Raw genomic sequence first — 13,159 nt, forward strand, 5'->3', positions numbered from 1 at the left:
CCGTGGCCGACGAAACGAGGTCGGCAAGGAGATTCGACCGAAAAGCTTTTGGTTTCTTGACGAGGGCGGCCCGCTTATGGTTTCTTGTAGGTTGAGAGAACGCGAAACGCCGTGCCGAACGACCGTGCCCTTCCCTTTGCGCGATCGCCCGTCCCTTTGCCCGGCGCGATGCGCACAACCTTCGCGACGGCGCATCGCCGCCGTCCGGCGCACATCAGAAGGGTTCAGCATGGAGAGCAAGCACAATCGCCTGATAGGCTACCTCGTGTACGACGCGCAGCGCTGCATAACCAAATCTCTCGAGACCACGCTCAAACCCTACGACATCACTCCCGGTCAATGGAACCTTATAAACCAGCTCGACCAGGCCGGGGAGCTCTCGCAAAAAGATTTGGCCCTGCTCACGCACAAAGAGCAAGCCACCATCACGCGCTATCTGGACACGCTCGAGCGCAAGGGCCTCATCGTGCGCAACAAGCACAAGACCGACCGCCGAGCGCATGTGGTATGCACCACCGAGAAGGCCCACGAGCTTATCCGCACCGTGCTGCCGCTCACCGTCGACACGGCGAACCGCCTGATAGAGGGCATCGACCAGCACGACATCGACACGTTCGTGAACGTGCTGGCCGAACTCAAGAAGAACGCTGAGATCATCTCCGGCGACTGACGGGAGCCCTGCTTACGCCTGCCGCCGGAGACGATTCGGCTAACGACGCTTGCGACGCGCCGCGAAAACGCCCGCTCCGCCGAGCGCGGCCAAGGCAAGCCCCGAAACGAGCGCCGTCGACACGTCATCGCCGGTGGTCGCCAACTTGGCGACCGGTTTGTCCGCAGCAGGCGGCACGGCAGGCGGGGTCGGAGGGGTCGGCGTCTTGGTGTTGGCGAAGGTGAGCTGGATAGGAACGGTGTAGTCGGCCGTTATCTCGAACTCCAAGGGGGTGGAGTCGAGTTCGTACCCAGCCGGCGCCTCGATCTCCACGAACCGGTACGACCCCAACGGAAGACCTGTGGCGGACACGATGCCGCCAACATCCGCGACGAGCCGTTCGCAGCCGGCGACCGCCGCCCAGGATCCATCGGCTGCCCGCTGCTCAAGCCTGAACACGGCCCCGGACAACGTGCTCGCAGGATCGTCGGCATCCACCTTCTTCAACACCACGTCGCCCAGCACGGGGCTCTTCTCGTTGGGGAACACGAGCCCGACGGGCTCAGTGGAAGATCCATCCACAACGAACTGAATCGGCGTCTCGTTGAGCTCGTAGTCCGCTGGAGCTTCGATCTCCACGAAACGATACTCGCCCAATGCGAGACCGTCCACGTCGATCAAACCCTGAGCGTCGGTCGTCAAGCGTTCGCAACCGGGCACGACCACCCAATCGCCGTTCGAGTTGTATTCCAGCTTGAACACGGCGCCCGCAAGCGTCGTCGCCGGATTGTCGGCATCCACCTTTTTGAGCGAGGCGCTGCCGGAAACGGCGAAGGGCTTAGCCTCCGCACCGCCGGGAATCGCGCTTCCCGTTGTTGCTGCGAGGTCGGTCGAGAGCTGGGCGTCCTGAATGCCCTGAGATTCGGCGCTCGGGGTTTGCTTCGTTGAGGCAAGCTCTTCAACATCGGAATCGAAACGGGCTGGATCGTCGATCGCCTGATCGGATGGGCGCACGGAAGAGACCGCCGACACCCCCGATTCGACAGAGGCGCCCGAAACGTCCGATAGAGGAGCGCATTCGTCCGCACCGGCCGCGTTCGCGGATGCCGGCGCACCGAAAGCGAGGGCGCAGCACATGACAACGGAAAGGAGAACGGCGAATGCCTTTCCCCGAAAAAGCCTTGAAGCGCCTGGAGCCGAAAGTTGAACAGAATTCGTATTGACCATAGCCTCTCCCATCCAGAAATCAAAATGCACGTTTCATCGAACGCCAAGAACATCCCAAGCTGTCGGGCGCGCCGTTGCCAAATCGTTACGGGTGCGCCGCAGCGCCAAAATCGCGAAATCGAGCGAGGTTCGTATGCTTTCGAGGCTGTGGCCTCGTTCGAGGAAAGATAAAGGCGACCGTACTTGCCTACTGGGTTCAGCACCATAATACGAACGCGTTCCCCCTTTTTAGCGGGCAGAAGGGAGTGCGTTACCGAAGCGTAATGAGCAGAGCGGCCTCCGAGTTCCCCTGTGCCGCCTACCGCGCGCTTCGCCGGGCCTTCTCGCACCGCGCGCGCAATCGCGCCCCGTAAACCGGGCCGTTCGGAAAGCGAAGAAGCGGCCTTCGAGCAACAAAGGCGTTCACAAGCGGCGGGTTACTTGCTACAATGTGCCGGCACAATTTCATAGCGTCACCCCGTTGATACGTTCTGGATCGCATGAGACAGGACGAGGAGGGGCCTCTGGAGAATCCCGTTCACGGGTGCCGAAGGGGCAAGGCGGTCGAACAGCCCGCTGAAACTCTCAGGCAAAAGGACAGAGCAAAGCTGCCAGCTTGTTGCGCGCCCGCGCTTTTCCTCATCCGCATATCCTCCAGAACGGCCGCCCATCCCAACGGGTTGCGCTGAACTTGCACGTACGTGTTCGCATCGAGGAGGAAACTGGTGGAAAGCTTTTTCAGCGTTATCAACGATGGACTCGTCGCCATAGACGACTTCATCTGGGGAGTGCCGCTAATGGTGCTCATCCTGTTCGGCGGCATCTTGCTGACCGTGCGCCTGCGCGCGGTGCAGTTCCGGCAACTGCCGCGCGCCCTGCGCTACATGGTGAAGAACGAGAAGGACGGAACCGGCGAGGTCACGAGCTTCGGCGCGCTGTGCACGGCACTGTCAGCCACCATCGGCACCGGTAACATCGTGGGCGTGGCCACGGCCATCGTGGCCGGCGGCCCGGGCGCGCTGTTCTGGATGTGGCTGGCCGCGCTGTTCGGCATGGCCACGAAGTTCTCCGAAGGTCTGCTGGCCGTGAAGTACCGCAGCATCGACAAGAAAACCGGCCACGTGCTGGGCGGCCCGTTCTACTATATCGAGCGTGGCATGGGCAAGAACTGGCGCTGGCTGGCGAAGATCTTCGCGTTCTTCGGCATGTGCGTGGGCCTGTTCGGCATCGGCACGTTCACGCAGGTGAACTCCATCTCGTCGGCGTTCACCGGGTTCTTCGACCCCGACAAGAACGTGACGGTGAACATCCTGGGCATGGACTACTCCATCTTCACCGTTATCGGCTCGCTCATCTTGGCGCTGCTCGTGGGCTTGGTGGTCATCGGCGGCCTGAAGCGCATCGCGAAGGTGTCCGAGCGCGTGATCCCCGCCATGGTGGTGCTGTACGTGGGCTTCTCGCTCGTGCTCATCTTCACGAACCTCGACAAGGTGCCCGGCGCGTTCGTCACCATCTTCGAGAGCGCCTTCGGCCTGCAGGCGGCGGCCGGCGGCATGCTGGGCGCCATCATCGTGGCCATGCAGAAGGGCATCGCGCGCGGCATCTTCTCGAACGAAGCCGGCCTGGGCTCCGCGCCCATCGCCGCGGCGGCCGCGCAGACGAAGGAGCCGGTGCGCCAGGGCCTCGTGTCCATGACCGGCACGTTCCTCGACACCATCGTGGTGTGCACGATGACCGGCCTCGCACTGGTGATGACCGGCGCGTACCAGATTCCCGGCCTTGAGGGTTCCGCCGTGACCACGGCCGCGTTCCAGGCGGGCCTGCCGTTCATTCCCGGCGACGTGGTGTCGTTCGTGCTCATGGCGTGCCTGGTGCTGTTCGGGTTCACCACCATCCTGGGTTGGGACTACTACGGCGAGCGCTGCCTGGAGTACTTCAGCAACGGCTCGATGAAAGCCGTCAAGGTGTACCGCTGGCTCTACATCGCCGCCGTGTTCATCGGCCCCTACATGACCGTGGCCGCCGTGTGGACCATCGCCGACATCTTCAACGGCCTTATGGCGCTGCCGAACATGATCGCCCTCATCGCATTGTCCGGCGTGGTGGTGAAGGAGACGAAGGATTATTTCGAGCGCCTGCGCGCCGCTGGAGACGAGGACGCCATGGAGCCGCACCTGCCCGGCGACAACTGGGACATCCCGCCCATCGACCCCATGAACCAGCCGGATTCCGACACGGCCGGGGCTCAGGCGTAGAGCACGCTGAGAGTGAAACGCGATAACCGGAGCAAAGACGCCTGCCAGATCTGGCAGGCGTCTTCTTTTTAAAAGGAAGTCTTCGATCTCTTCGTCACGAACGTCACTGACCGCCCATCGCGACAGGCATTCCGCATGGCACGAACGCTCGCAAAGCGACGAGATCGGCCATTATCCGAAGTGCTTGAAAGCTAACCGGTTCTTGCATGCAAAGAGGCTTCCACGAACGCCGACCGGCTTTGCAGCGAATGGGCCGACCTGACCGCATCAACGGCAATTCGGCATGGAGCGCCTCCGTTTTGCACAAAAATCACCGATGCCCCCGCACCCTAGGTCGCCGCCAAGAACCTTCGAAGCCCGTCCCTGCAAGAGTCGGGCGAGTTTCCGCAGGTCGCAGAGAACGGCAACCAGAGAGGTCGCCTCGAGAGACTCCCTGACACGGGGATGTCGGTGATTTTTGTACAGCAGGACTAAACAAGCTGAACGCTTTAAGTGCGCAATGGCTCTTGCAAAGCAGAATTGTGATTTGTTTTCCCGGTCCAAGCAAGGAAAAGCCCGTGTTTCACGTGAAACACGGGCCGTTTTCGCAATCATGAATAGGACGGAGGAGCCGAAACAGCCTATCCCAGCCGGACGCCGTTGGGGACTTCGCGCTCGGGGACGGCGAGGGCGGGGAGGATGCCGTCTTCGTAGCCGATGTCGTAGATCATGCCCTCGGACACCTCGCCGGCCATCTTGCGCGGAGCCATGTTCACCACGAACAATGCTTGGCGGCCCTCCAGCTCGGCCTTGCAGTCGTCGCGCTCCCCCTTCATGCCCGAGAGGATCGTGCGCGTGAAGGCGCCGAAGTCCACGGTCATCTTGATGAGCTTCTTCGACTTCTCGACGTCGTCCACGCGCACGATGCGCCCCACGCGGATGTCGAGCTTGTCCAAGTCGTCGAAGGTGATCGGCGGCTTGACGGGCGCGACCTCGATCGGCTCCACAACGGGTCCCTAGCGCAGCGCGTCGGCCACTTTGCGGGCCGCGGCGGTGATGGATAGGTCGTCGATGTTCACGGTGATCTCGGCGTACTGCTCGTACAGCGGCTTGCGCTCGTCGTAGAGCTCGCGCAGGCTCATGCCGATGCCGCCCTTGAGCACCACGCCGCGCTCCTGCAAGTCGTGCAGGCGGCGCACCAGCTCCTCATAGGATATCTGCAGGTACACCACGCGGCCGATCTCGGCCAGATGCTTCATGGCCTCGTCGGAGTACACGGCGGAACCGCCCGTGGCGATGATGGAGTTCTCGGCCTGGATGTCGCGCAGGATCTCGTTCTCCACCTCGATGAAGCCCTCGGGGCCGCACGCGTCGATGAGCTTCTGCAGCGTCTTGTCGCACTGGCTCTGGATGACGAGGTCGGCGTCGACGAACTGATAGTTCAGTATCTTCGCCAGCACGATGCCCAAGGTGGACTTGCCCGCGCTGGGCATGCCGATCAGGACTATGTTGTTCCGCTCTTGCTCCATGATGCCTCCTCTTGCGTCGATTCGACGGCTGCCAGGTCGCCGGCGTCCCGGCCGTCCAGCGCAACCGCCGCCTCCAAGGACACCACCGGCCCTCCGGGGGTTTCCAGCGCCACGGCGGGCACGTCGTCGTCCGCTCTGCGTTTCAACGGAAACGTTTCGCTCACCACTATAGCAATGAAGATAAGGGCGAAGCCGCCCACGAGGCGAAGCCCTATCTCTTCCCCATACAGCAGCACGCTGAACAGCACGCCGAACACGCTTTCCAAGCTCAGGAACAGCGAGGCCTGCGCCGGCGGCACGTGCGCGAGCGCCACGTTCTGGATGACGAGCGCCACGCACGAAGCGAACACCACGAGATAGGCCATGTTCATCCAGAAGGCCGGCGTGAGCGACTCGGCCGGAGGCAGCGTTTCGAAGCAGGCGCCGTACGCCACGCCGCACACGCCGCCCACGATGAACTGGAGCGTAGTGAGCACGAGCACGTCGTTCGTCTCGGAGAACTTCGACACGTACACGATGTGCACGGCGAACAGCAGCGCCGACACCAGCGTCATAGCATCGCCGAAGCCCATGGACAGCTCGGAAAGCGAACCGGTGAGCGACACCAGGCCTATGCCCGCCACGGCCATGACGGCGGCCACGAGGTTGAACGCCGTGGGCCGCTTGCGGGCGATGACCCACCAGGCGAACGGCACAATGACGCAGTACGTTGCCGTGAGGAAGGCGTTCTTGCCCGGCGTGGTGTGGTCGAGCCCGATGGTTTGCACCCAGAACGCCAAGTAGCACAGCACGCCCAGGATGATGCCCTTCACCAGGTAATCCTTCGCCGTCTCATGCGAGAAGGCGATGCGCAGGCGACGGAAGAACAGCGCGAGCAGGATGGCGCCCGTGGCCAGGAAGCGGAAGCCGATGAGGTAAGCCGGCTGCAGCACGTCCACGGCGTCTTTCATGACCACGAAGCTGAGGCCCCATATGATGGTGGCCACAACCAGCAGGAGCTTGTAGACCCCCGTCGGAATGCGATCCTGTATGCCAGCGAGATTTTTCACAGCGGCCCATTATACGGCGCGAGCCGCGCGAAAGATAGGGTCGAACCGTCAACGGCCGCGTCGATCGAACATGGAACGCCCCCTTTGCCCGCGAAGGGTCTCCCAGGCCACGGCGGCCAACCCCGCCCAGATGAGAACGAAGCTTGCCAGCTGCCAGGCGTCGGGCAGCTCGCCGAAGCACGTCACGGCCAGCAGCATGACGATCGTCGGGCTGATGTACTGCAGCAACCCCAGCAGCGACAACGGCACGCGGTTCGCGGCGGCCGAGTACAGCACGAGCGGACCGGCCGTCACCACCCCGCTGCCCACGGACAGCACGGCGATGCCCGCGGCCGACGTGACCGCCAAAGCGTCGGGGGCCGTGCGCGCCACGTCCCAGAAGCCGGGGACAACCCAGCCGATAGCGAACAAGCCCGCACCGAGGAGCACCGCGAACAGCGATTCGACGGCCATGCCGGGCAGCGCATCGTAGCCGCCGCGCTTCTTGACGGCGCCGTACGCGCTGAACGTCGCGGCGAGCGCGAGCGATATCCAAATCGACCCGCCGTGCGCCACCGCGAACAGGACGGCCCCGCAGGCGGCCAGCACCGTGGCGAGCTTCTGCATGCGCGAAAGCCGCTCATGGAAGCTCACGAGCCCGAGCACGATGCTCGTGAGCGGGCTGAGGAAGAAGCCGAGGCTCGTCTCCAGCAGGTGCCCGCTCGTGGACGCCCAGATGTAGACGCCCCAATTGGCCGCGATGAGCACGCTCGAAGCGCCGAACGTCGCCCACGCGCGGCGCTCGCGCAGCAGCGGCAGGAAGCGCGCGTGCAGCGCGAGGCACAGCGCGATCGAGAACGCGCAGGACCACACCATGCGCGTGGCCAGCGCCTGCAAAGGCGGTATCGCCGAGAACAGCTTCCAGTACACCGGGATAACGCCCCAGATGGCGTAGCAAACGGCGGCCTGCACCAGCGCGATGCGCCCTCCCCGCTCAGTGCCAGGCTTCCCGCGAGCCGCTCCCGCGCCGCGCATGACCGTGCGCCCCTACCGCTGTCGTTCGACGGCGCGCGCCTGGTTGCGACGCAGCAGCCGGAAGAACGCCGCGAACCCTGCGAGCGCCACCACGACGATGAGCGCGACCGCCGCGTACACCGCGAAGTCCCCGTTTTCCACGCCGCCGAGCGCACGCGCGCCTCCGGCGGCGAACGAGCTGAGCAGGGCCGCGCTCGCCATGTTGAAGTTCGCCAGCGCGAGGTTCTCGGCGTAGTGCTTCTGCCCGAACTGGCTCCGGGCGAACGCGGAGGCGATCACCGGCACGCAGCCGTACGAGAAGCCCACGAGCAGCGCGCCCGCCACGAACAGGGCCGGGACGCGCGTGCCCGGCGCGAACGAGCACGTGAGCGCCACCGCGCCGAGCAGGGCCGCCAGCGACGCCGACGCCATGACCGCGCGCAGCCCGAACCGGTCGAACACCACGCCGATCACGATGCGCGCGACCCCGTTCGTGGTGGACACCAAGCCCACAAGCAGCGTGGCGAACCCGGCTTCAAGCCCCACGGCCAGCGCGGCCGGCTTCGCATCGCCGATGATCATGAGCCCCGCGCAGATGGCGCAGGTGGCCCACACGCTGTAAACCCAGAACAGCGGGGTGCGCACCATAGACGTCTCGGATTCCGCCTGCGGGGCGCCCGCCGCAGCCCGCTCGCCCGCATGCTCGGACGAGCCGTCGTCGCTCGACGGATCGAGCGCGATCATCGGAGCGGGCTTGATGACGAGCGCCGTCGCGCCCATCACGAGCGCGATGAGCGCCGCCAGCACCAGAAACACCGTCCTCCATCCCGCCAGGTCGATGCCCGCGGCGGCGGCCGTGCCCAAGACGAGCCCTCCCAGCCCGAAGCCCATCATGAGCGCGCCCGACGAGAACCCCACGCGCTCGGGAAACCACGCGTTCACCGTGGCGATGATCACGTTGTAGGCGATGCCGCATCCGCCGCCGCACAGCACGCCGTAGGTCACGTACAGCGCCGGGAGGCCGCCCGCGTCCAGCACGAGCGCGGTCGAGGCGAACCCTCCCACCAACAGCACCCCCGCTATGAGCATGGTCGGACGGAACGAGAGGCGCGCGTTGAGCCTGGCCCCGAAATAGCCCCCGAGGCAGAACGCGATGATGGACAGGGTGAACACGAACCGCATGCTCTCCCGATCCCACCCGAACTCCTCCCCGATGGGAGCGGAGAAGTTCGACCACGAGTATATGAGGCCGAGAAAAAGCAGCGACAGCACGCCGGTGGCAAGGTAGCGCATGCGATGGTTCATGGGTTCCTCCTTCGTTTCGCCGCGCGCTTCGCGACGGTGGTCATAAGCTTGATGCGGTTCACCTGGTTGACCTCGCTCGTGCCGGGATCGAACTCGATGGTGGCGAGGTTGACGTCCGATCCTTCGGCTGCGCACCGCGCACGCAGGGGCTTGAGCGCCCCTTGGCCCGCCACGTGCCCCGCCAGGCACCCGAACGCGCGGGCGTACACGAGGTCGCGCACGCCCGCGCGGACGAACAGCCGCGCATAGCCCGCGATGGTCCAACCGGCTCCCTGCACCACGTGACCGGGCACCACGTCGGCGGACGCGCGCTTCAGATCCTGCACGGTCGAGCAGGAGAAGCCGGCTGCCGCACGGTTCTTCAGCGCGGAGCACCGCTCGTCCAGCGCCTCGCGCAACGGCTCGGCGACGTCCTTCTGCTGCAGCGAGAATACCGCCAACGGCAACAAGTACGGCAGCGCCGCCTCGCATCCCTCGCGTTCGAGGCACGCCGCGAGCCCGGCGTTCATGCCCTCGTCGAACACGGCGGGCAGGGTGCCCACCACGCCCACGACGGGCCTGCCATCGCGGTCGGGCACGCCGAAGCCGTCCATCGCCGCGTCGAAGGAGCCCAGAACGCTCGCGAACGAGAGCCGCTCATCGGAGGCGAGGGATGCGCAGAACCCCTCGCGCTGCGAGGAAAGCAGGTCGTCGAAGGCGCGCGCGTCGTCCTCGTCCAGATACGGCCGAACCCGCAAGCGGGCTTGCAACAGCACGTCGCCCAAAGCCACGGCGTCGGCGAGGCGCGCGACCGCCCGGGCGTCGCGGGACAGCGCGTCCAGCGCCTCGTCGGCGCCGAGCACGCCCGCGCCCTCCCCCAACCCCGCCGCATCGAGCGCGTGCGCCACCAGGTACGGCGCATCGTCGCCCCGACAGAACACGCAGAGCGCAGGCACGACCACGCGCGCCGGCTCCGCGACGCCGGCCGCTTCGCGGCGACGCTCCCGCAGCAGGGACACGGCGCGACCGGCGGAAAGCAGCGCCGCGTAGCAGGCGTCGTTGTTGACCGTTTCCAAGCCGGCGCGCACCACGTCCTCGCCCGATGCCGAGGTCACACGGCACGGCCGGCCGACGCCGGAAAGCGCGGCCTCGACGAGCGGCGCATGCCAAGGCGAGCAGAACGGCACGACGATCATCGCGCACCCCCTCTCCGCAGGCGGTCCTCGCGCGCGGCGACCATGGAGCGCACGCGGATGCGCGTGGCGGCCAGATCCACCATCTCGTCGATCTTGAGCGCCGTGAGCGAGCGCCCGCGCGCTTTGAGCACGGCGCGCGCCTGGTCGACGGTCACGGCGTCCAGCCCGCATCCGAACGAGTACAGCATCACGAACTCCAAGTCCTCGCGCTCGGCCGCGAACCGCGCCGCACGCAGGATGCGCTCGGGGTACTCCCACCGGCTGCGCGGCCCGTCGGACCCCTCGCCCGCCTCCGGCACCGGAAGCGCGTCCTCGGTCAGCACGGCGAACCCGTACGAGCGCAGCAAAGCCGGAACCGCATGGTTCGCCGCCGGGTCGCCATGGTACGGCCGACCCGCCAGCACCACGCCCGGCACGTCGTGCTCGGCCATGTACGCCAGGGCCTCGCGCCCCGCATCCGCGACGTCCTGGCGGAAGCGGCCCAGCTCGCGCGCGGCTTCGAGGGCGGCCCGCTCCACTTCGGAAAGGTCGAGGTCGGAAGCGAGGGGTTGCAACGCCTGGAGCAGTGCCGGGGCGAGCCCCGTAGCCGGCTTTTCGCCTTCGAGCAAGGCCTCCACGTGCGGCATGACCAGCTTCATGCCGCGCTCGTGCACGAAGTCCACGTTCGCATCGAGCACGAAAGGATAGCCGGCGAGCACCGGGCAGGATCGCCCCTCCGGCTTCTCGGCGTCGACGTACGGCAGGAACACCGCCGGCACGCCGCGCTCGGCCAAGTCGACGAGGTGCGCGTGCATGAGCTTGGCCGGAAAGCACAGCGACTCGGAGGGGATGGTCTCGAGCGCGCGGCCGCGCAGCGCCGCATCCGGCAAACGGGAGGGCACCACGCGAAAGCCCAGATGCGTGAGCAGCGTGTGCCAGAACGGGTAGAGGTCGTACATGCCCAGCGCTCGCGGCAGGCCCATGTCGCCGCGCGGTGCCTCGTTCGACGGCAGCGAACGGTACGCGAACAGCCGCTTCAGCCGGTATGCGAACAAATCGGGCAGATCGTTGTCCGGGGCGTCCTCGCCCAACCCTCGCTCGCAGCGGTTCCCCACCGTGAACGTGCGCACCGCGTCACCGTCGTCGAACGTCGTGATCGTCAGCCGGCAGGCGTTGCCGCACCGGCCGCACAGCTCGGTGCGCTTGCTGCTGGCAAGCCGCTCGACCTTGTCGCGCGAGAGCAGGCCCGATCGAGAACCCTCGCGGGCACGGTCGCGCGCGATGAGGGCCGCTCCGTACGCGCCCATGTGCGCGGCCAGCGCCGGGCGGGCCACCTCCGCCCCGTACAGGTTCTCGAACGCGCGCAGCACGGCGTCGTTCATGAACGTGCCGCCCTGAACCACCACGCGCCGGCCGAGCGAGGCCACGTCGCGAGCCCTGATGACCTTGTACACCGCGTTGCGCACGACCGAGTAGGCGAGCCCGGCGGCTATGTCGCCCAACGCAGCCCCTTCCTTCTGAGCGTGACGCACGCGCGACGTCATGAACACGGTGCAGCGCGTGCCCAAGTCGACCGGGCGGCGCGCCCGCACCGCCGCGTCGAGGAACCGGTCGAAGCGCACGTTCATGGACCAGGCCATGCCGCTGAGCAGCGCCCCGCACCCGCTCGAGCAGGCCTCGTTCAACACGATGTCGTCCACCGCCCCGTCGCGCAGCCATACGCACTTGATGTCCTGCCCGCCGATGTCCAGGATAAAGTCGGCGTCGGGCACCAGCTCCCGCGCGGCGCGCACGTGGGCCACCGTCTCCACCTCCCCCGAGTCCAGGGCGAACGCGCGCTTTAGCAGCTCCTCCCCGTAACCGGTCACGCACGCGTGCGCCACCTCCACGGCCAGCGTGCCGTCGTGGCGCAGCGGCAGGTGCTTCCACAAATCCACGAGCATCGCCTGCGCGGCCTCCACCACGCTTCCCGCCGATCGCTCGTAATAGGTGCGCAGCACGCACCCCTGCTCGTCTGCGAGCACGTACTTGATGGCCTCCGAGCCCGAGTCCACCCCCAAGAACACGCGGCCCTCGGCGCAGCTCAAGTCCGCCCGCGGCGCGTTGAGCGCGGCGTGGCGCCGCACGAATTCGTCGTACTCCTCCTCCGAGGCGAACAGGGCGTCGAGCCTCTCCAGCGTGGCGTCCTGGTCCCACTGGGCGGCGTCGAGCCGCTCGATGAGCGCGGCCAGCGTCATACCCTCGCCGTCCCACGCGTCGAACGCCGCCCCTTCGGCCACGAACAGGTGGCCGTCGGGCGGCACGACCGCATGCTCGTCGTCCAGCCCCAGGCGCAGCTTGAACCGCTCGCGCAGCGCCGACAGGAAATGCAAGGGGCCGCCCAACAGCGCGACGGTTCCCCCGATGGGCCGGCCGCAGGCCAAACCCGCAATGCACTGCGCCGCCACGGCGTCGAACACCGATCCGGCGATGTCCTCCTTCGGCACGCCTTCGTTGAGCAAAGGGCGCACGTCCATCTGGGCGAACACCGCGCAGCGCGAGGCTATGGCGTGGACGGTGCGGCAGCCGTGCGCGCACACGTTCAGCTTCTCCGCGTTCATATCCAGCATGCCGGCGATGGTATCGATGAAGCCGCCGGTTCCGCCCGCGCACGTGCTGTTCATGCGCAGCTCCTCGCCGCCGGTCAGGAACAATATCTTCGAGTCTTCGCCGCCTATCTCGATGGCGACGTCCGCCTGCGGGATGCGCCGCTCGATGGCCGTGCGCGCCGCCACGACCTCCTGGGTGAACGGAAGGTCGAGCAAATCGGCCAGCTGCATGCCCGCCGACCCCGTGACGCCCACCGTCATGGGCTCGCTCGGGAAATGGACGAGGGCGCGCGCGAGCGTGTACCCCAGCGTTTCCCGCACGTTCGACAGATGGCGTTCGTACGATTCGTAGAGCAGCGTGAGGTCGTCGTCGAGCACCACGAGCTTGACGGTTTTCGATCCTATGTCCACGCCTGCGTGCAGCATTTCCATCCCCTCCCCTGAAAGCCGCA

General features: G+C 66.4%; 10 protein-coding genes and 1 riboswitch. Of the genes, 2 read left to right on the forward strand and 8 right to left on the reverse strand.

Features of this window, described 5'->3' with window-relative positions; genetic code table 11:
• The first annotated feature begins 229 nt into the window (after nt 1-229).
• Nucleotides 230-670 (forward strand): MarR family winged helix-turn-helix transcriptional regulator, encoded by a 441-nt coding sequence (locus HCH03_RS00785; RefSeq protein WP_185903960.1) that lies wholly within the window; start codon nt 230-232, stop codon nt 668-670.
• A gap of 39 nt (nt 671-709) precedes the next feature.
• On the opposite strand, the gene HCH03_RS00790 is transcribed toward HCH03_RS00785, so the two are convergent.
• Nucleotides 710-1,663, reverse strand: a complete 954-nt coding sequence (locus HCH03_RS00790; RefSeq protein ID WP_221687978.1) for an MSCRAMM family protein — start codon at nt 1,661-1,663, stop codon at nt 710-712.
• Nucleotides 1,664-2,369: 706 nt separating this feature from the next.
• Nucleotides 2,370-2,466: riboswitch (glycine riboswitch) on the forward strand.
• Nucleotides 2,467-2,580: 114 nt separating this feature from the next.
• Between HCH03_RS00790 and HCH03_RS00795 the strand changes: the two genes are divergently transcribed.
• Nucleotides 2,581-4,110, forward strand: coding sequence for an alanine/glycine:cation symporter family protein (locus HCH03_RS00795; protein ID WP_438821616.1), 1,530 nt, complete (start codon nt 2,581-2,583; stop codon nt 4,108-4,110).
• A gap of 620 nt (nt 4,111-4,730) precedes the next feature.
• On the opposite strand, the gene HCH03_RS00800 is transcribed toward HCH03_RS00795, so the two are convergent.
• The 7 genes from HCH03_RS00800 to HCH03_RS00830 are packed head-to-tail and all read right to left on the reverse strand — an operon-like array spanning nt 4,731 to nt 13,133.
• Nucleotides 4,731-5,096, reverse strand: a complete 366-nt coding sequence (locus HCH03_RS00800) for a tRNA-binding protein (RefSeq protein ID WP_368042397.1) — start codon at nt 5,094-5,096, stop codon at nt 4,731-4,733.
• 9 nt (nt 5,097-5,105) lie between these two features.
• Entirely contained in the window at nt 5,106-5,618 is a 513-nt protein-coding gene (locus tag HCH03_RS00805; protein ID WP_080144103.1) for a shikimate kinase, read from the reverse strand.
• Nucleotides 5,594-6,667, reverse strand: coding sequence for a DMT family transporter (locus HCH03_RS00810; protein ID WP_368042398.1), 1,074 nt, complete (start codon nt 6,665-6,667; stop codon nt 5,594-5,596). The genes HCH03_RS00805 and HCH03_RS00810 overlap by 25 nt, the downstream gene beginning before the upstream one ends.
• 48 nt (nt 6,668-6,715) lie before the next feature.
• Nucleotides 6,716-7,681, reverse strand: coding sequence for an EamA family transporter RarD (rarD, locus tag HCH03_RS00815; protein WP_221687979.1), 966 nt, complete (start codon nt 7,679-7,681; stop codon nt 6,716-6,718).
• Nucleotides 7,682-7,693: 12 nt separating this feature from the next.
• Nucleotides 7,694-8,965: an MFS transporter gene (locus tag HCH03_RS00820; protein WP_221687980.1), complete on the reverse strand. Its 1,272-nt coding sequence runs from the start codon at nt 8,963-8,965 to the stop codon at nt 7,694-7,696.
• Nucleotides 8,962-10,140, reverse strand: coding sequence for a hypothetical protein (locus HCH03_RS00825; RefSeq protein WP_221687981.1), 1,179 nt, complete (start codon nt 10,138-10,140; stop codon nt 8,962-8,964). Before HCH03_RS00825 ends, HCH03_RS00820 begins: the two co-directional genes overlap by 4 nt.
• Nucleotides 10,137-13,133 (reverse strand): acyl-CoA dehydratase activase-related protein, encoded by a 2,997-nt coding sequence (locus HCH03_RS00830; RefSeq protein ID WP_221687982.1) that lies wholly within the window; start codon nt 13,131-13,133, stop codon nt 10,137-10,139. Before HCH03_RS00830 ends, HCH03_RS00825 begins: the two co-directional genes overlap by 4 nt.
• Between the last annotated feature and the right edge of the window lie 26 nt (nt 13,134-13,159).

This window comes from Gordonibacter massiliensis (ex Traore et al. 2017) (genome assembly GCF_019731765.1).
Lineage (GTDB): Bacteria > Actinomycetota > Coriobacteriia > Coriobacteriales > Eggerthellaceae > Gordonibacter > Gordonibacter massiliensis.

What these genes read in the sequence shown, in the direction of transcription:
- HCH03_RS00785 (WP_185903960.1), top strand. Translation starts at nt 230, where the DNA reads ATGGAGAGCAAGCACAATCGCCTGATAGGCTACCTCGTGTACGACGCG.
- HCH03_RS00805 (WP_080144103.1), bottom strand. Translation starts at nt 5,618, where the DNA reads ATGGAGCAAGAGCGGAACAACATAGTCCTGATCGGCATGCCCAGCGCG.
- rarD (WP_221687979.1), bottom strand. Translation starts at nt 7,681, where the DNA reads ATGCGCGGCGCGGGAGCGGCTCGCGGGAAGCCTGGCACTGAGCGGGGA.
- HCH03_RS00820 (WP_221687980.1), bottom strand. Translation starts at nt 8,965, where the DNA reads ATGAACCATCGCATGCGCTACCTTGCCACCGGCGTGCTGTCGCTGCTT.
- HCH03_RS00825 (WP_221687981.1), bottom strand. Translation starts at nt 10,140, where the DNA reads ATGATCGTCGTGCCGTTCTGCTCGCCTTGGCATGCGCCGCTCGTCGAG.
- HCH03_RS00830 (WP_221687982.1), bottom strand. Translation starts at nt 13,133, where the DNA reads ATGCTGCACGCAGGCGTGGACATAGGATCGAAAACCGTCAAGCTCGTG.